This window comes from Paraburkholderia terricola (genome assembly GCF_003330825.1).
Taxonomy (GTDB): Bacteria; Pseudomonadota; Gammaproteobacteria; order Burkholderiales; family Burkholderiaceae; genus Paraburkholderia; species Paraburkholderia terricola.
Genome location: NZ_CP024941.1, coordinates 2,348,202 through 2,367,491 on the forward strand (window position 1 = coordinate 2,348,202; position 19,290 = coordinate 2,367,491).

The following is a 19,290-nucleotide window of genomic DNA, read 5'->3' on the forward strand; positions in this document are numbered from 1 at the left end:
CTCTTTCTCTAGCCGAGCAACAGCATGGCAAGCGGCAGCACCGGCAACAATGCGTCGATGCGATCGAGCACGCCGCCGTGCCCCGGCAACAGGCCGCTTGAATCCTTCACTCCGGCCTGGCGTTTCAACATCGATTCGAACAGGTCGCCCACCACGCTGAATGCCACCAGCAAGGTCAGTGCGAGCAGCGTGCGTACGGCGCCCAGTTGCGCCAGCAGCGCAGAATACAGCGTCGGCTCGAACGCCTGCAAAAAGACCGCCGCCGCCGCGACGATCATCACCACCAGCCAGCCGCCGATCGCGCCCTCCCAGGTCTTGCCCGGACTGATGGCTGGCGCCAGCTTGTGTTTTCCGAACGCTTTTCCCGAGAAGTATGCGCCGATATCGGCCAGCCATACCAATAGGAGCAGCGACAGCACGAACGGCACGCCCTTCATGCGCGCGGCGACGAGAGCATGCCAGCACGCGACGAATACCACAATGCCGGCAAGGAACAGGAAGGCGCGCCAGGCGCCCTGAGCGAGCGCCGGCTTGCGTAGCAGCACATAAGGCCCCGCGATCAGCCAGAAAATGGCGGCCGCCTGAAAGAGCGGCCGGGGTTTCTCGACACCAGCGCCGAGCCACGTGCTCGCCACCAGGGCCACCGCGGCGACCAGCGCGTAAATCACCGGGCCCGCGCCGCCCAGCTTCAGCAGGCGCGCCCACTCCCATGCGGCGAACACGACGACAAAGGCGATCAGCGCGCCGAACGCGCCCACCGGCGCGAACAGCGTGACTGGCAGGAACACCGCCAGCAGAATGATCGCCGTGATGACACGGGTTCTTAGCATGGGAGCGAATCGACGTTTTGCGATTGCGGCTCGAGTTGAGCACTGGTGCGGCCGAAGCGGCGCTCACGCTCGGCGTACGATGCGATGGCGTGGCCGAGCGCGTCGGCGTCGAAGTCCGGCCAGAAGGTGTCGGTGAAATAGAACTCGGTGTACGCGAGTTGCCACAGCAGGAAGTTGCTGACGCGGCGCTCGCCGCCCGTGCGGATGAACAGGTCCGGCTCGGGCGCATAAGCCATGGAGAGGTGTTCGGCGAACGATTCCTCGTTGATCTCGACCGCCTTGCCCGCCAGCGCCGATTGCTCGGCGAGCTTGCGGGTAGCCTGCATGATGTCCCAGCGCCCGCCGTAATTGGCGGCGATGGTCAGTGTGAGACGGGTATTGCGCGCGGTCTTCGATTCCGCGCGCTTGATCAGATCGCGGATGCGGGTGTCGAATTTGGACAGGTCGCCCACCACGCGCAACCGGATGCCGTTCGCGTGCAGCTTGCCGATTTCGCGCTCCAGCGCGGTGACGAACAGGCGCATCAGGAACGAGACTTCGTCGTTCGGACGGCGCCAGTTCTCGGAGCTGAAGGCGAACAGCGTCAGATATTCGACGCCCTGCCGGGCGCATGCCTCGACGGCCGCACGCACCGCGTCGACGCCGCGCGTATGGCCGGCCACGCGCGGCAGGCGCCGCTGGGTGGCCCAACGGCCATTGCCGTCCATGATGATCGCGATATGTCGCGGCACCGCGGCGACATCAGGCACGCGCACGGTTGAGCTGGTATAGGTCATGGCCGTCGGGACAGTGACTGCAAATAAAGAAGTGGAAACCGTGAAGGTACTGAGCCAGACGGCCTCAGACCGTCATGATCTCGGCTTCCTTGGTCACGACGAGCTTGTCGATTTCAGCGACGAACTTGTCCGTCAGCTTCTGAATATCGTCACCCGCTCGACGCTCGTCGTCTTCTGAAATTTCCTTGTCTTTCACGAGCTTCTTGAGTTGCTCGTTGGCGTCACGGCGCAGGTTGCGCACGGCGACCTTGGCCGTTTCGGCTTCGCTCTTGACCACTTTCGTCAGTTCGCGGCGGCGTTCCTCGGTGAGCGCGGGCATCGGGACGCGGATCACGTCGCCTTGCGTGGCGGGGTTCAGACCGAGGTCCGACTCGCGGATCGCCTTTTCGACGACCTGCACCATCTTCTTTTCCCACGGCTGCACGCCGATCGTGCGTGCGTCGATCAGCGTCAGGTTCGCGACCTGCGAGATCGGCACCGGCGAACCGTAGTAATCGCACTGGATATGATCGAGCAGGCCAGTGTGCGCACGGCCCGTGCGGATCTTCGACAGGTCGTTCTTGAACGCGTCGATGGAACGCTGCATCTTTTGCTCAGCGCCCTTGCGGATATCAGCCACAGACATTTTTAAACCTCCGAACCTTCAAAACGGTGCGAGCCGGCCAGCGCGCGCGATATGCGGCGGCCACTGCTCGCGCTAAAGCCCACGTTATGTGAACGAGAGTTTACACGTGGACGAGGGTGCCCTCGTCCTCGCCTTGTACGATACGTTTGAGCGCGCCCGGCTTGACGATCGAAAACACGCGGATCGGCAGCTTCTGGTCGCGGCACAGCGCGAATGCCGTGGCGTCCATCACCTGCAGGTTGCGGCCGATCGCCTCGTCGAAGCTGATCGTGGTGTAACGGGTGGCGCTCGGGTCTTTTTTCGGGTCGGCGGAATAGACGCCGTCCACCTTGGTGGCCTTCAGCACGACTTCCGCGCCGATTTCGGAGCCGCGCAGCGCGGCGGCCGTATCCGTCGTGAAGAACGGGTTGCCGGTGCCGGCCGCGAAAATCACGACCTTGCCTTCTTCCAGTTGGCGAATCGCGCGGGGCCGGATGTACGGCTCGACCACCTGGTCCATGCGCAGCGCGGATTGCACGCGTGCTTCGATACCGGCGTGGCGCATTGCGTCCTGCAACGCCAGCGCGTTCATCATGGTGGCCAGCATGCCCATGTAGTCAGCCGTGGCGCGATCCATGCCGGCCGCGCCGCCTGCTACGCCGCGAAAAATATTACCGCCGCCGATCACCACGGCCAGCTGCGTTCCGAGACGGACCACTTCGGCCACGTCCGCCACCATTCGTTCGATGGTCGCGCGATTGATGCCGAAGGCATCGTCGCCCATCAGAGCTTCACCGGAGAGTTTGAGCAGGACGCGTTTATAGGCAATGGGCATAGGGGTATCCAGATCGCGCAGAACAGGGCAACAACAAGGGACTAATGTAGGGGTGAAACGCTGATTCGGGCAAGCGCCGCCAAATTCACGAACCCTGGGGTTCGCCGGCGGCCGCGCGGCCGGGACCAACCCGCGCGCAGCCTTGCGGCGCCGCCGACCGCGGCAAAGTCTTGCTCCGCCGCGGGTCCAACGATACTACGATGAAGCTTCGATATAAGACTTATTGTTGCTTTGCAGCAGCGACTTGAGCAGCCACTTCGGCCGCGAAGTCGTCCTGCTTCTTCTCGATGCCTTCGCCGACCACGAACAGCGCGAACTTCTGGACGCTCGCATTGCCGGCCTTGAGCATCTGCTCGATCGTCTGCTTGTCGTTCTTAACGAACGTCTGGTTCAGCAGCGACACTTCCTTCAGGTACTTCTGCACGCTGCCGTCGACCATCTTGGCGACGATTTCAGCCGGCTTGCCCGATTCGGCGGCCTTCTGCTCGGCAATGCTGCGCTCCTTGGCGATCAGGTCCGCAGGCACGTCGTCCGACGACAGCGAAACCGGCTTCATCGCGGCGATGTGCATGGCGACGTCCTTGCCGACCTGCTCGTCCGCGCCGGTGTATTCGACCAGCACGCCGATACGCGTGCCGTGCAGGTACGCCGCCAGTTTGTTCGGGGTTTCGAAACGCACGAAACGGCGGATCGACAGGTTTTCACCGATCTTGCCGACCAGCGCGAGGCGCACTGCGTCGACCGTCTGGCCGTCCAGCGGCAGTGCCGCCAGCGCGGCGACGTCAGCCGGGTTTTGCGTGGCGACCAGCTCGGCGACCTTCTTCGAGAACGCGAGGAAGTCGTCGTTTTTCGAAACGAAGTCGGTTTCGCAGTTCAGCTCGACCAGCGAACCCGCATTGCCGCCGATGAACGACGCAACCACGCCTTCAGCCGTCACGCGCGATGCCGCCTTGCTGGCCTTGTTGCCCAGCTTCACGCGCAGCAATTCCTCGGCGCGCGCCATGTCGCCGTCGGCTTCCGTCAGCGCCTTCTTGCATTCCATCATCGGCGCGTCGGTCTTTGCGCGCAGTTCTGCAACCATGCTTGCGGTAATTGCCGCCATCATTTGCTCCTTGAGTTCCGTCTTTGACACGCCGCCCGGACTTCGATACCGGGGGCAAGAATTCGTTTCAGCGCTGTGTGTATTTTTCACAGACAACGCTTTGGGCACCGCCTCGGCCAGTTCTGGCCGCCATGAACAGCGCCCCACCACGACGTCGCGGCTTAAAAAAAGGGGGCCTGTAGAAAGCCCCCTTTTTTGCCGGACACGGGGCAGCTTTACGCTTCCGAGTTGACCTCGACGAACTCGTCGCCGTCGCCGCCACGTGCAGCCTGCACCACTTCGTTGACCGCATTCGCACGGCCTTCGAGAATCGCGTCAGCCACGCCAGCCGTGTACAGAGCGACAGCCTTGCTGGCGTCGTCGTTACCCGGGATCACGTAGTCGATGCCTTCCGGCGAGTGGTTCGTGTCGACCACGGCGATGACCGGCACGCCGAGCTTGTTGGCTTCGGTGACGGCAATCTTGTGGTAACCGACGTCGACCACGAAGATCGCGTCCGGAATACCGCCCATGTCCTTCACGCCGCCGATCGACTTTTGCAGCTTGGCCATTTCGCGTTCGAACAGCAGCGCTTCCTTCTTGCTCATGCGTTCGGTTTCGCCGGCTTCCAGCGCCGCTTCCATGTCTTTCAGGCGCTTGATCGATACCTTCAGCGTCTTGAAGTTGGTCAGCATGCCGCCGAGCCAGCGCGCGTTGACGTACGGCATGCCGGCGCGCTGCGCTTCTTCAGCGATCGTGTCGCGCGATTGACGCTTCGTGCCGACGAACAGGATCGTGCCGCGGTTTGCCGCCAGTTGACGCGCATACTTCAGCGCGTCGTTGTACATCGGCAGCGTCTTTTCGAGGTTGATGATGTGAATCTTGTTGCGATGGCCGAAAATGAAGGGGGCCATCTTCGGATTCCAGAAGCGCGTTTGGTGACCGAAGTGGACACCGGCTTCCAGCATTTGACGCATGGTAACTGCCATGAAAATCTCCGCGAGGGTTGGGTCTTAAGCCGGCTGCCGTATCGGCCGCGCCGCCTTTGTGGCTGAACGCGACGGACACCCTGGGTGCGCCGGCTTGCGAGTTGCTGCTAATCTGCTGCCTCTTTTTACTGCTGCTTCACCCCGTAGCACAGGCAACCAGCACTACGAGTAGTCCTCCCTCCTGCTCCTGCGCCCTCACTCATACCGAGAAACACAAAGCAAGACAGGGATCGACTTAGCCAAAGATTATAGCACGTGACTATCGGCCGACTCAACCTGCCCGGCGGCTCCCTTTGCCGCAACCGGGTTGCATCCGAACGCTCGTCCATGCTTGCCGCAAGCCGCTGAAAACACGCCCGCCAAGCCGCCGCGCCTATCGCAAAACCCTGCGGCAGCCGGAATATGGTGCGATAATCTCGCAATAAATCGCATTTCAGGCCCGGCTCATGGCTATTACGCTCAAAAACGAACACGATATCGCGCAAATGCGCGTCGCTTGCAAGCTTGCGAGCGAAGTGCTCGACTACATCACGCCGTTCGTCACGGCCGGCATCACCACCGGTGAACTCGACCGTCTGTGCCACGAATACATGCTGAAGGAACAGGGCACGATTCCGGCGCCCCTGAACTATCAGCCGCCCGGCTATCCGCCCTATCCGAAAGCCACCTGCATCTCCGTCAACGACGTGATCTGCCACGGCATTCCGGGCGACAAGACGCTGAAGAACGGCGACGCGCTGAATATCGACGTCACGGTCATCAAGGAAGGCTATTTCGGCGACACCAGCCGCATGTTCATTGTCGGCGAGGGCTCGATCCTGGCCAGGCGGCTCGTGCAGACCACCTTCGAATGCATGTGGCTCGGTATCGATCAGGTGCGCCCGGGCGCGCATCTGGGCGACATCGGCTATGCGATCCAGAAGCATGCCGAGGGCCACGGCTACAGCGTAGTGCGCGAATATTGCGGCCACGGCATCGGCACCGTGTTCCACGAAGACCCGCAGATCCTGCATTACGGCCGCCCCGGCACCGGGCTGGAACTGCAGGCGGGCATGATCTTCACGATCGAGCCGATGATCAACGCCGGCCGTCGCGACATCCGCACCATGCCGGACCAGTGGACCGTCAAGACCAAGGACCGCAGCCTGTCGGCGCAGTGGGAACACACGATCCTCGTCACGGAAACCGGCCATGACGTGCTCACCGTGTCCGCCGGCACGCCCGCGCGTCCGCCGGTCGTCGCGGCCACCGCCTGAACGACTTCCGACCTCGCCCTTCTGCCAATGAGTAGTGTTCCAGCCGTCGCCCCATCCCATGCCACGTCGCTCAAGGCGGACTACAAAGTGGCCAAAGCCCAGTTGCTGGAACGCTTCAAGACGGCCACCAACGTCGACGCGTTGATGGCCGCGCTCGCGCGCACCACCGACGAGTCGCTGCGCGCCGCCTGGAACACCTGCGAACTGCCGCCGGAACTGGCGTTGCTGGCCGTCGGCGGCTATGGGCGGGGCGAACTCGCGCCGCACTCGGACATCGACATCCTCGTGTTGCTGCCCGACACGCCGATCGCGCACCTGGAAGCGCGCATCGAGCGCTTTATCAGCCTCGCGTGGGATTTGGGGCTGGAACTCGGCAGCAGCGTGCGCAGCGTCTCGCAATGTCTCGAGGAAGCCGCCAACGACGTCACCGTGCGCACGTCGCTGCTGGAAGCGCGACGCATCACGGGCAGCACGGCACTGTTCAACGACTTCGGCAAGCGCTATCGCGAGGCGCTCGACCCGCGCGCGTTCTTCCAGGCGAAAGTGCTGGAAATGCGTCAGCGCCATGCCAAGTTTCAGGACACGCCTTACGCGCTCGAGCCGAACATCAAGGAAAGCCCGGGCGGTCTGCGCGATTTGCAACTGATTCTGTGGATCACCCAGGCGGCCGGGTTCGGCAGCAGCTGGCGCGAACTGGAAGCGCGCGGCCTGATCACCGAGCGCGAAGCACGCGAACTGCGCCGCAACGAAGGCTTCCTCAAATCGCTGCGCGCCCGCCTGCATGTGACCGCCGGGCGTCGTCAGGACATTCTGGTGTTCGACCTGCAAACGGCGGTGGCCGAAAGTTTCGGCTACAAGCCGACCGCCACCAAGCGCGCCAGCGAACAGCTGATGCGCCGCTATTACTGGTCCGCCAAGGCCGTCACGCAACTCGCCACGATCCTGATCCAGAACATCGAGGCGCAGCTTTTCCCCAGCACCAGCGGCATTACCCGCGTGTTGTCGGATCGTTTCGTCGAGAAGCAGGGCATGCTGGAGATCGCCAGCGACGACGTGTTCGAGCGCGAGCCGAATGCGATCCTCGAAGCCTTCCTGCTGTACGAACAGACACCTGGCGTGAAGGGCCTGTCAGCGCGTACCTTGCGCGCGCTCTACAACGCCCGCGACGCGATGGATCAGCACTGGCGGCGCGATCCGGAAAACCGGCGACTCTTCATGGAGATCCTGAAGCAGCCGGCCGGCATCACGCACGCGCTGCGCCTGATGAACCAGACCAGCGTGCTCGGGCGCTATCTGCTGAATTTCCGGCGCATCGTCGGACAGATGCAGCATGACCTGTATCACGTCTACACCGTCGATCAGCACATTCTGATGGTGCTGCGTAATCTGCGCCGTTTCGCGGTGGCCGAGCACGCGCACGAATATCCGTTCTGCAGTCAGTTGATCGCCAACCTCGACCGCCCTTGGGTACTGTACGTGGCGGCGCTGTTTCACGACATCGCCAAGGGCCGCGGCGGCGACCACTCGCAGCTAGGCATGGCCGACGCGCGACGCTTCTGCCGCAATCACGGCATCGAGGGCGAGGACGGCGAACTGGTCGTATGGCTGGTTCAGCAGCACCTGACCATGAGCCAGGTCGCGCAAAAGCAGGACACGAGCGACCCGGAAGTCATCAAGCGCTTTGCCGAACTGGTCGGCACCGAGCGCCGGCTTACCACGCTCTATCTGCTGACGGTGGCCGACATTCGCGGCACCAGCCCGAAAGTCTGGAACACCTGGAAAGGCAAGCTGCTCGAGGACCTGTACCGCGCCACCCTCGCGGTGCTCGGCGGCGCGCGGCCGGACGCGCATTCCGAACTGAAATCGCGCCAGGAAGAGGCGCTCGCGCTGCTGCGTCTCGAAACCGTGCCGGAAGGCGCACAAAAGGCGTTGTGGGATCAGTTGGACGTCGGCTATTTCCTGCGCCATGACGCCGCGGACATCGCATGGCAGACGCGCGTGCTGTATCGCCATGTCGAAACGCCTACACCGATCGTGCGGGCGCGTCCGTCGCCGATCGGCGAGGCGCTCCAGGTGCTGGTGTACGTGAAAGACCAGCCCGATCTGTTTGCCGGCATTTGCGCGTATTTCGACCGCAACGGCCTGTCGGTGCTCGATGCGCGCGTCAGCACGACCCGCCACGGATATGCGCTCGATAATTTCCTCGTCGCGCACACCGAAGAAGACGTGCATTATCGCGATATTGCCAATCTGGTCGAACAGGAACTGACCGCGCGCCTCACCGGCGACGGCACCCTGCTCCCCGGGCCGTCGAAAGGCCGTTTGTCGCGGCTGTCGCGGACCTTCCCTGTTACGCCGCGCGTCGATCTTCGGGCCGACGAGCGCGGCCAATACTACATCCTGTCCGTGTCGGCGAACGACCGGCCAGGCCTTCTTTATTCGATCGCGCGCGTGCTGGCCGAGCACCGGGTCGGCGTCGCGTCGGCGCGGATCAACACGCTCGGCGAACGCGTCGAGGACGTGTTCCTGCTGGATGGAAACGGTCTGTCGGACAACCGCCTGCAAATTCAGGTCGAGACCGAACTGCTGCGCGCGATCGCAGTGTGAGATTTCATGCGAGTCAAATTAACAGCCAAGCACCCGCGGCCGGCTTCGTCCGAACGCGCCCCTGTCCGTACCGGAAGCACGTCGGCGCGTAAGCCGACGCGTCCGGTCGGACCCAAGCCGTCACCGTCGACGGCGGGCTTTAGCGGGGCACGGGGTGAAGGCGCCGGCAAGGCGGCGGGCGGCGGCAAGCGGCCGGCGGGCGGGAAACCTGCGGGCGCCGGCGCGCGCGCGCCGCGCGCGGAAGGGTCGTTTTCGCGCGAGCGGGATGCGGGTGGGCCGCGCCGGACGACCTCGGATCGACCGCCGCGGCGTGAAGGCGCCGGCGGCGCGCCGCGACGTTTCGAAGGTAGTGGCGAGCGGGCTCCGCGACGCGCCGAGGGCGAGCGCGCGCCGCGTCGGTTTGAAGGTGCAGAGGACCGCGCCGAACGGGCTCCCCGTCGCTTTGAAGGTGCTGGAGATCGCGGCGAGCGCACACCGCGTCGATTCGAAGGTGCAGGGGACCGTGCCGAACGGGCTCCCCGCCGTTTTGAAGGTGCGGCCGATCGCACCGAACGGGCCCCACGCCGTTTTGAAGGTACAGGGGACCGCGCCGAACGGGCTCCCCGCCGTTTTGAAAGTACGGGCGATCGCACCGAACGTGCCCCACGCCGTTTTGAAGGTACAGGGGACCGCGCCGAACGGGCCCCACGCCGTTTTGAAGGTGCGGCCGATCGCACCGAACGCCTGCCCCGACGCTTTGAAGGCGCTGGCGATCGAGGCGAACGGGCTCCGCGTCGGTTTGAAGGTGCCGGAGACCGCACCGACCGCCCGCCGCGCCGTTTCGAAGGCACAGGCGATCGGGCCGAACGCGCTCCCCGCCGTTTCGAAGGCGCTGGTAACCGCACCGACCGCGCGCCCCGCAGCATCGAAGGCAACCGCGCGCCGCGCCGCGATGAAGGCGAACGCCGTTCGTTCACCGGACCGCGCCCAGGCGCAGGCCGCCCATCGGAGGGCGGACCGCGCGGCGAACGTCCGGCGCGACGCGAACACGAGGGCGCTGACCGTCCGCGCTTCGGTAGCGACCGAGGCGCCCCGCAAGAGCGCCGCTCCGGCGGCGAGCGGGCACCGCGCAGCGACAGCGCGCCGCGCCGTTTCGAGGGTGAGCGCGGCTCGTCCGAGCGTGGCGAGCGCGGCTTCGCAAAACCCGTCAAGAGCGGCTATGGCGACCGCTCCGACCGTCCGGCGCGCGCACCGCGCGACGATCGCGGCGAACGCGCGCCGGCCAAACGCGAATTCGGCGACCGCCCGGCGCGAACCGGCGAACGTGGCGAACGCGCCGAGCGCCCTGCCCGCAGTGTCGACAAAACGCTGCCGGCCGCCTCGCGCCGTTTCGGCGACGACCGCCCCGCGCGTGCGGACAAGCCGAGCGGCACGGCGCCCGCAACGCGCACCAAACGCAATCCCGAGATGGACGCAGCCCCGCGCACGCCGCGTCGCGATTACGAAGACGCGCCCGGCACCTTGCGCCTGTCCAAGCTGATGTCGGAACTCGGCCTGTGCTCACGCCGCGAAGCCGACGAGTGGATCGAGAAAGGCTGGGTGCTGGTGGACGGCGAGCGGATCGACACGCTCGGCACCAAGGTTCGTCCGGATCAGCGCATCGAGATCGACCCCGCCGCCGAAGCCGCGCAAGCGAGCCAGGTCACCGTGCTGGTCCATAAAACGGTCGGCTTCGTGTCGGGCCAGGCGGAAGACGGCTATCAGCCGGCCATCACGCTGGTCACGCCGGAAAACCGCTGGGAAGGCGACCGCTCCGCGATTCGCTTCTCGGTCGCGCATCTGCGGCAATTGGCGCCGGCCGGACGGCTGGACATCGATTCGACCGGCCTGCTGGTGCTGACGCAGGACGGCCGCATCGCCAAGCAACTGATCGGCGGCCATTCGGAGATCGACAAGGAATATCTGGTGCGCGTGTCGTACGGCGAACACACCGTCGATGTCGAAAGCCACTTCCCGCCCGAAAGCCTTGCGTTGCTGCGCCACGGCCTGTCGCTCGACGACGTGCCGCTGAAACCCGCGCAGGTCAGTTGGCAAAACGGCGAGCAGTTGCGTTTCGTGCTGCGCGAAGGCAAGAAGCGCCAGATCCGCCGCATGTGCGAGCTGGTCGGCCTCGAGGTGGTCGGACTGAAGCGCGTGCGGATGGGACGGGTGACGCTCGGCGCGCTGCCGCCGGGACAATGGCGCTATCTGTCGCCGGACGAGTCGTTTTAACGCGTTCGGCTGGCCGGTCGAGCAGCCGGAAGAGCAGCCGGAAACGACACCGCGAACGGCTTGACGCCCAACAAAAAACCCACGCAAGCGCGTGGGTTTTTTATGCCGCGATTCGGAAACACAGCCTCAATCGTCGCTATTCGGATCCATATCCGGAAACAGGATCTCGGTGAAGCCGAACTTCGCGAAATCGTTGATCCGCATCGGGTACAGCTTGCCGATCAGGTGATCGCATTCGTGTTGCACGACCCGCGCGTGAAAGCCCTCGGCGACGCGATCGATCGGCTTGCCGAATTGATCGAAGCCGTGATACTTGATCATCGAGAACCGGCTCACCGCGCCGCGCAGGCCCGGCACCGACAGGCAGCCTTCCCAGCCCTCTTCCATATCCAGCGAGACCGGCGTGATGGTCGGATTGATCAGCACCGTTTCGGGCACCGGCGGCGCGTCGGGATAGCGTTCGTTGCTCCCGAAGCCGAAGATCACCACCTGCAGGTTGACGCCGATCTGCGGCGCGGCGAGCCCCGCGCCGTTCGCATCGTGCATGGTCTCGAACATGTCCTGGACGAGTTCATGGAGTTCCGGCGTATCGAAGTGATCGACCGGATCGGCAATGCGCAAAAGACGCGGATCGCCCATCTTGAGAATTTCGCGGATCATAACTGCCCCTCCAGGAGCTTACGCATACCATCTTCGTCGAGTACCGGAATGCCGAGTTCCTCGGCCTTCGCCAACTTGCTGCCGGCTTCGGCGCCCGCCACCACATAGTCCGTTTTCTTCGACACGGACCCCGCCACTTTCGCGCCGGCCGCTTCCAGCATTTCCTTCGCCTCTTCGCGGGCCAGCGAAGGCAAGGTGCCGGTCAGCACCACCGTCTTGCCGGCCAGCACGCCTTGCGGCGCTTTCGGCGCGGGCGGCCCCTCCTGCCACGTTACCTTGCCTGGCGCGCGCAGTTGCTCGATGACCGTGCGGTTGTGTTCCTCGGCGAAAAACTGATGAATCGACTCCGCGACCACCGGCCCCACGTCGTTGACCTCCAGCAAGGCTTCGACGGATGCATCCATGATCGGATTCAACGAGCCGAAGTGCTTCGCCAGATCCTTCGCCGTCGACTCGCCCACATGACGAATGCCGAGCGCGTAAATGAAGCGCGCCAGCGTAGTGTGTTTGGCCTTGTCGAGCGAGTCGAGCAGATTCTGCGCGGACTTTTCGGCGAAGCGGTCGAGTTCGGCGAGCGTTGCGAAACCGAGGTTGAAGAGATCGGCCGGCGTGCGCACCAGGTTCTGCTCGACCAGTTGATCGATGATCTTTTCGCCCAGCCCGTCGATGTCCAGCGCGCGCCGCTGCGCGAAGTGCCACAGCGCCTGCTTGCGCTGCGCGGGGCAGAACAGTCCGCCGGTGCACCGCGCGATCGCCTCGTCCGGCAGCCGTTCGATGTTCGAGCCGCACACCGGACAATGCGTGGGCATCACGAATTCGCGGGCGTCGTCCGGGCGACGGTCGAGCAGCGCGCTCACCACCTCGGGAATCACGTCGCCCGCACGCCGCACGATTACCGTGTCGCCGATGCGGATGTCCTTGCGGCGTATTTCGTCTTCGTTGTGCAGCGTGGCGTTCGTCACCGTCGCGCCGCCGACGAACACCGGCTCCAGCCGCGCGACCGGCGTGATCGCGCCGGTCCGGCCCACCTGCACGTCGATCGCGACGAGTTTGGTCAGCGCTTCCTGCGCGGGGAATTTGTGCGCCAACGCGAAGCGCGGCGCGCGCGATACGAAGCCGAGCGCGTCCTGCTCATCGCGACGGTTGACCTTGTAGACCACGCCGTCGATGTCGTAGGGCAACTGGTCGCGCTTCTCGCCGACGCCGTGGAAGAATGCCAGCAAACCCGCGGCGCCCTTCACCACCGCCCGTTCGCCGTTCACCGGCAAACCGAGTTCCTTGTACCAGTCGAGCAGTTCGCTATGCGTGGCCGGCATCTCCATGCCGTCGAGCACGCCGATTCCATAAGCGAAAAACGACAGCGGCCGCTGCGCGGTGATCTTCGAATCGAGTTGCCGCAGACTGCCCGCCGCCGCATTGCGCGGATTGGCGAACTCCTTGTGCCCCGCCGCGCGTTGCCGTTCGTTCAGGCGCTCGAAATCGCGCTTGAACATCAGCACTTCGCCGCGCACGTCGAGAATGTGCGGCACGCGCTTGCCTTTTAGCTTGAGCGGAATGGAGCGGATCGTGCGGACGTTCTCGGTGACGTTCTCGCCGGTGGTGCCGTCGCCGCGCGTGGCCGCCTGGACGAAGGTGCCGTCGACGTAACGCAGCGAAATGGCGAGGCCGTCGAACTTCAACTCGGTCGCGTAATCGACCGGCACCGGCGGCTCTTTCGCGTTGTTGCCGAGCGTGTCGCCGACGCGCTTGTCGAACGCGACGATGTCTTCGTCGGCAAAGCCGTTGTTCAGCGACAGCATGGGCTGATCGTGCAGGACCGGCTCGAAGCCGCTCGCCGCCTCGCCGCCCACGCGCTGGGTGGGTGAATCCGGCACGATCAGGTCCGGGTGCTCCGCCTCGATCTGCTCCAACTCCTTGAAGAGCTTGTCGTATTCCGCGTCCGGCAGATCCGGCTGATCGAGCACGTAATACGCGTAGTTCGCGCGTTCGAGTTCCGCGCGCAGCCACGCGGCCCGTTCTGCCGGAGCGCTGGTTGCTGGATTGGGGACGGAGGTTCGGGCCATGCTGTCGGAAGGTCTTTTCAATGAAATTCAGACATTGGATTATCGCAGGAAGCGTGCCCCTTTACATCGGCCGAACGGCCAGTTTCTCGCGCCCGGCTTTACCGGCAAGCGGCCCGCCAAAGCGCCGCACCAAGCGTCGCATGAAGCGCCCCACCAAGCGCCGCGATGCGCGTTCCTCAAACGCGGACGGCCGCACATCGTGCGGCCGTCTGACACAACCTGCAATGCGCTGGACTTACTGGCTGAACAAGCGCCGCGTGGCCGGCGAACCGGCCGGAATGCCCGCCTGCTCGAGCTTGGCGTAAAGCGTCATCAACTGTTTTTCGATGGCGAGCAGCGCGGTTTCAGGCAACGGACGGCGGCCGTCGTCGACCACCCGCCCGCCGATACGCTCGGCCAGCGATTTCGCGTAGTCGCACATCAGACGGAACGGCAGGATGTCCTCGTCGGCCACCGGCACGTCGAGCACCAGCGTGATCATCTGCCCGCCCTTGTAGGTGAGGTCGTCGCGCAGGAAGTTGGTGTCGCCGAATTGCAGCATGAACACCGGGCTTTGCTTCGCGTCCAGCTTGACGAAGCGCGTGCCGTCGCGCGAGAGCAGCAAGCCGTCCTGCGACGCAACCGCCTGCACGTAATTCGCCGACCACGGCGCGCCATCCGAGAGTACGTTGATCGACAACTGCGCGTCGCATTGCGCGGCGAAACCGTCGAGTTCGCGCGCCATCGCCACCGTTTCGAGCATGTCGGGAAATTCCGGCGACGCATCGAGCGCGTCGGCGAAGTGCTGCACGCCGGTCACGAACTCGGAGAACTCCAGTTCGTTGAGCGCCCCGCTGCGATTGGCCAATTGCGCGGCCGCGCGCAGTTCTTCATAGCGCGCGCCGTTTTGCAGCAGTTCCCACGCGCCGCCCTCGGGTTTGCCTTCGATATGCACCGGCTTGCTGCCGGCGCGGCGCAGACGTTGCGCGAGCGGAATCACCTTGTCGCCGGCGACCGGGCCGTTCAGACGAATCGGCACGATACAGTCGATGCGGCGATCGACGATGGCGGGCGGCGCCGACGAAATGGTCGTGGCGGCGGGCATGATCGGCTCGACCGGCTCGTGCGCTTGCCGACCTGCTGGCTGGCCTGCTGGCGTTCCGGTCGCGGCCTTGCCGGCCTTGGACATCTTGCCGGCATCAGCCGCCTCGGCTCCGCTCCCGGCGTCCGGATACCCGTTCGGCGAGGTCGTCTCGGCCTGAATATCGGCCGGCGTATCGAGCGGCGCGGCGCTCGCGCCGAATGTCGGCTCGACGCGCGCAGCCGCCGTTTCCGCCGCCGCATCGGAACCCGCCACCGGCTCGCGCCGCGTGGTCGGCCGGGCCGGTTCGATGAACGGGCTTTGTTCCTGCTGATCGTCCCGCGCGAAGCTTTCAGCGGTATCGGCCGGCATCGGTCGCGGCATCTTGCGGCGCACCTTGGCGCCCTGCCACGCGTTGTACACGACCACGCCCCCGACCACCACGGCACCCGCGCCGATCAAACCGAGTGTCAACTCGTCCATGCATGCTCCATCAGCAATTCTTTTATATGCGCGGCGCTGCGCCCGCTCCACGTGTCGCGCGGCCGATGGCCGCTGCGCTGAACGCGGGCGCCCGCGATGCTCGACTCAAACGAAAACTCAAACGATATTCTGGGCGAAACCGGCAGCCGTTTCCATGTCGACGGCCACGATCCGCGAGACGCCCTGCTCCTGCATGGTCACGCCGATCAACTGCTGCGCCATTTCCATCGCGATCTTGTTGTGCGAGATGAACAGGAACTGGGTTTTGTCCGACATCGCGCGCACGAGGTTCGCGAAACGTTCCGTGTTGGCGTCGTCGAGCGGCGCGTCCACTTCGTCGAGCAGACAGAACGGCGCCGGATTCAGCTGGAACATCGCGAACACCAGCGCGGTGGCGGTCAGCGCCTTTTCGCCGCCCGACAGCAGATGAATGGTCGAATTCTTCTTGCCCGGCGGCTGCGCCATGACCTGCACGCCGGCGTCGAGAATTTCGTCGCCGGTCATGATCAGCCTGGCCTGCCCGCCGCCGAACAGACGCGGGAACAGTTCGCCGAAATGACGGTTCACTTCGTCGAAGGTGCCTTGCAGGAGCGTGCGCGTTTCGCCGTCGATCTTGCGGATCGCGTCCTCGAGCGTTTCGATCGCGCTCGTCAGATCGGCCGATTGCGAGTCGAGGAACGACTTGCGTTCGGTCGCCGCTTTCAGTTCGTCGAGCGCGGCCATGTTGACCGGCCCGAGCGCCGTGATCGCGTTGTTGATGCGCGTGACCTCGCCTTGCAGGTACGACGGCTTCATGTCCGGCGTGAGCTTGGCTTGCAGTTCGGCTTCATCGACGCCGGCCGCGGCCAGTTGCTCGATGAACTGTTCGCCATTCAGACGCGCGGCCTGTTCCTTCAACTGCAATTCGTTGATGCGGTCGCGCAGCGGCTGCAACGCGCGCTCGGCGGTGAGACGGGTTTCGTCGGCGGCGCGCAGCTTGGCGGTCAGATCGTCGAGTTCGAGACGCGCGGCGTGCAACGCTTCTTCCTTGACCGCGCGGATGTCGAGCGCGTCCTGCAGGCCGGTGTGCGCCGTTTGCTCGTTGATCGTTTCCAGTTCGGCGCGCGCGTCCTCCAGCGATGCGGCGACGCGCTCGCTCTGCTCATGCGCGACCTGAATGCTGCGCTTCAATTCGTCGATGCGATTCGCCATGTTGCGCGCGGCAAAACGCGCGTCGGTGGCGGCACGGTCGAGATCGCGCGATTGCGCGCGCGCGGCGGTGAGGGCTTCGTCGAGCGCCTCGAACGCCAGTTGATGATCCTCGAAGCGCGCCTGCAATTCGGCGAGTTCGCCGTCATGACGCTCGAAGTTCGCTTCCGACTCCGCCCGCAACGCGCGCTGCTCTTCGATCTGCGCGGTGATTTCCTCGAGCTCTTCGCGAATCTGCGTGCTGCGCTGGGTGTAGCGCTCGTGCGCCTGCGTGAGCTTGAGCACGTCCATCTGCAACGCATGCACGCGCTGCGTCGCGCGTTCCGCCTGCTGACGCACGTCGCTCAGCGCCTGCGTGGCTTGCGTATGAGCCGCTTCGGCGCGGATCGCGGCGGCCTTCGCCTCGTCGGCGAGCAAAGCCTGCGCGCGCACCTGGCGCGCGAGGTTTTCGATTTCCTGCTGACGCGCCAGCATGCCGGCCTGTTCCGAATCGGCGGCATACAGTTGCACGCCGACGCGCGTCACCACGTGACCCGCCTTCACGACGAACGAGCCGCCTTCGGGCAATTGCGCGCGCATGGCGAGCGCCTGCTGCAGATCGTCGGCCATGAAGACGAGGCCGAGCCAGTCGTTCAGCACCGCGCGGATGCCCGCGTCGTCGATACGAACCAGCGACAACAGCGGCCGCAGCGTGGCCGACGCGGCCGCCGGCTGCCCGGCCAGCGGCGGCGCGTAGAACGCGAGCTTGGCGGGCGGCGCATCGGTTGCGAACGCTTTAACCCAGTCGAGATTCGATACTTCGAGCGCGGCGAGCCGCTCGCGCAGCACCGCTTCGAGCGCGGTTTCCCAACCGGCTTCGACGTGCAGCTTCTTCCAAAGACGCGGCAAGCCGCTCAGTTCGTGCTTTTCGAGCCACGGCTGGATCTTGCCTTCGGTCTGGACGTTTTCCTGCAATTGCTTGAGTGCGGCAAGACGCGCGTCCAGTTGATGAATCTGCGCGCTTTCCGCCTGCACGCGCTCCTGCGCGGCACGCCGCTCGCCGTCGAGGCGCGGCAGTGTTTCCTGCGCGTCGGCGAGACGCGCCTGGGCGTCGTGCAGAATTTCTTCGTGCTCGGCGAGCTGCATGCGCAGGTCTTCGAGCTGCGCTTCGTCGGGTGCGTCGAGACCGCCCGCCTCGAGCTTCAGGCGCTCGTGACGCTGCTGCAACTGCTGCAATTGCTGATCGGCATTGCGCTGATGCGCGGCTTCGAGTTTCAACGCCTGTTCGGTCTGCGCGATTCCGCCGCGCTCGGCGTTCAACTCCGTCTGCGCATCGCGCCAGCGCGCTTCGAGGGCGGGCATCGCGTCGTGCTTCGCAGCGGCTTCGTCTTCGGCGAGCGCGGCTTTTTCCTCGGCGACGGCCAGCTGCTCTTCCGCTTCTTCCAGATCGCCTTGCGCCTTTTCGGCTTGCGACTGCCACTGCTCGCGTTGCGCGGTGAGCGCGGCGATCTGCGCCTGCACGCGGTTGCGCGATTCGACGATGAACTTGATCTCGGCTTCGAGCCGGCTGACTTCGGCGTTCGCCTCGTACAGCGCGCCTTGCGCGCCCTGCATCGCGTCGCTGGCCGAGTAATGCGCGACGCGCAGCGTTTCCAGTTGCGCCTCGACTTCGCGCAGTTTGGCGGTTTGCGCCTCGAGGTCGATTTGCGCCTGTTCGATCGCGCGCTGCTGGCGCTCCTGCTCGCTGCCGGCTTCGTTCTTGCGCAACAGCCACAGGAGGCGCTGCTTCTCTTCGCCGTCGGCCTGCAATTCCTTGTAGCGCGTGGCGACGACCGCCTGCGCTTCCAGCTTCTCGAGATTCGCCCCGAGTTCGCGGACGATGTCCTCGACCCGCGTCAGGTTCTCGCGCGTATCGTGCAGACGGTTCTCGGTCTCGCGGCGGCGTTCCTTGTACTTGGACACGCCCGCGGCTTCCTCGAGAAACACGCGCAGCTCTTCCGGCTTCGCCTCGATCAGGCGCGCGATCATGCCCTGCCCGATGATCGCGTAAGCGCGCGGCCCGAGGCCGGTGCCGAGGAAGATGTCCTGAATGTCGCGGCGGCGCGCCGGCAAATTGTTGATGTAGTAGCTCGAGGTGCCGTCGCGCGTGAGCACGCGCTTCACGGCGATTTCGGCATACTGGCCCCACTGGCCGGCGGCGCGGCCGTCGGCATTGTCGAACACGAGTTCGACGCTGGCGCGGCTACCCGGCTTGCGCGCGGTCGAGCCATTGAAGATCACGTCCTGCATCGACTCGCCGCGCAGCTCGGAGGCGCGCGATTCGCCGAGCACCCAGCGCACGGCGTCGATGATGTTGGACTTGCCGCACCCGTTCGGCCCGACCACGCCAACTAGCTGGCCGGGAACCTGGAAATGCGTGGGATCGACGAATGACTTGAAGCCAGCGAGTTTGATCGAGGTCAGACGCACGGCGGATTCGCTGTTGGAAAAGGGAAAATAAAAAGTGGCTCGCGAGGGCCGTGCCTGCCGCGCGCCGAAGCAGCGAAACGGCAAAGGCTCGTGACACCCCGCAACACCCTGCGATATGGGCGCTGAGCACGCGCTGTCCAACGTGCTTCAGCTAATGAGG

Annotated in this window: 13 protein-coding genes; 3 read left to right on the forward strand and 10 right to left on the reverse strand. The window is 64.9% G+C overall.

All coding sequences use genetic code 11. From position 1 onward, the window contains the following. Positions 1 to 8: 8 nt before the first annotated feature. The 6 genes from CUJ90_RS10485 to rpsB all read right to left on the reverse strand — a co-directional run bounded on the left by CUJ90_RS10485 (position 9) and on the right by rpsB (position 5,115). Positions 9 to 830, reverse strand: coding sequence for a phosphatidate cytidylyltransferase (locus tag CUJ90_RS10485; protein WP_073427984.1), 822 nt, complete (start codon positions 828 to 830; stop codon positions 9 to 11). Next, positions 824 to 1,606, reverse strand: coding sequence for a polyprenyl diphosphate synthase (uppS, locus tag CUJ90_RS10490; RefSeq protein ID WP_073427983.1), 783 nt, complete (start codon positions 1,604 to 1,606; stop codon positions 824 to 826). Before uppS ends, CUJ90_RS10485 begins: the two co-directional genes overlap by 7 nt. 64 nt (positions 1,607 to 1,670) lie before the next feature. Next, positions 1,671 to 2,231, reverse strand: a complete 561-nt coding sequence (gene frr / locus CUJ90_RS10495; RefSeq protein WP_073427982.1) for a ribosome recycling factor — start codon at positions 2,229 to 2,231, stop codon at positions 1,671 to 1,673. A gap of 100 nt (positions 2,232 to 2,331) precedes the next feature. Then, entirely contained in the window at positions 2,332 to 3,045 is a 714-nt protein-coding gene (gene pyrH / locus CUJ90_RS10500) for a UMP kinase (RefSeq protein WP_007181434.1), read from the reverse strand. A gap of 220 nt (positions 3,046 to 3,265) precedes the next feature. After that, complete coding sequence (gene tsf / locus CUJ90_RS10505; protein ID WP_073427981.1) at positions 3,266 to 4,147, reverse strand: translation elongation factor Ts; 882 nt, start codon at positions 4,145 to 4,147, stop codon at positions 3,266 to 3,268. Between the two features lie 215 nt (positions 4,148 to 4,362). Beyond that, complete coding sequence (gene rpsB / locus CUJ90_RS10510; RefSeq protein ID WP_073427980.1) at positions 4,363 to 5,115, reverse strand: 30S ribosomal protein S2; 753 nt, start codon at positions 5,113 to 5,115, stop codon at positions 4,363 to 4,365. Positions 5,116 to 5,561: 446 nt separating this feature from the next. Between rpsB and map the strand changes: the two genes are divergently transcribed. From map to CUJ90_RS33740, 3 genes are all read left to right on the forward strand, one after another. Further along, entirely contained in the window at positions 5,562 to 6,371 is an 810-nt protein-coding gene (gene map / locus CUJ90_RS10515) for a type I methionyl aminopeptidase (protein WP_114162650.1), read from the forward strand. 27 nt (positions 6,372 to 6,398) lie between these two features. Further along, complete coding sequence (locus tag CUJ90_RS10520; RefSeq protein WP_073427978.1) at positions 6,399 to 8,978, forward strand: [protein-PII] uridylyltransferase; 2,580 nt, start codon at positions 6,399 to 6,401, stop codon at positions 8,976 to 8,978. 723 nt (positions 8,979 to 9,701) lie between these two features. Continuing rightward, positions 9,702 to 11,228, forward strand: coding sequence for a pseudouridine synthase (locus CUJ90_RS33740; RefSeq protein WP_479724646.1), 1,527 nt, complete (start codon positions 9,702 to 9,704; stop codon positions 11,226 to 11,228). Positions 11,229 to 11,354: 126 nt separating this feature from the next. Here the strand turns inward: CUJ90_RS33740 and def are convergent, their stop codons facing one another. From def to smc, 4 genes are all read right to left on the reverse strand, one after another. After that, positions 11,355 to 11,888, reverse strand: a complete 534-nt coding sequence (gene def, locus CUJ90_RS10530) for a peptide deformylase (RefSeq protein ID WP_114162652.1) — start codon at positions 11,886 to 11,888, stop codon at positions 11,355 to 11,357. Further along, a complete protein-coding gene (gene ligA, locus CUJ90_RS10535) occupies positions 11,885 to 13,951 on the reverse strand; it encodes an NAD-dependent DNA ligase LigA (RefSeq protein ID WP_073427975.1) in 2,067 nt (688 codons plus the stop codon). The genes def and ligA overlap by 4 nt, the downstream gene beginning before the upstream one ends. 235 nt (positions 13,952 to 14,186) lie before the next feature. After that, positions 14,187 to 15,494, reverse strand: a complete 1,308-nt coding sequence (locus CUJ90_RS10540) for a cell division protein ZipA C-terminal FtsZ-binding domain-containing protein (protein WP_114162653.1) — start codon at positions 15,492 to 15,494, stop codon at positions 14,187 to 14,189. 117 nt (positions 15,495 to 15,611) lie between these two features. After that, positions 15,612 to 19,130: a chromosome segregation protein SMC gene (smc, locus tag CUJ90_RS10545; protein ID WP_114163522.1), complete on the reverse strand. Its 3,519-nt coding sequence runs from the start codon at positions 19,128 to 19,130 to the stop codon at positions 15,612 to 15,614. Positions 19,131 to 19,290 lie beyond the last annotated feature (160 nt).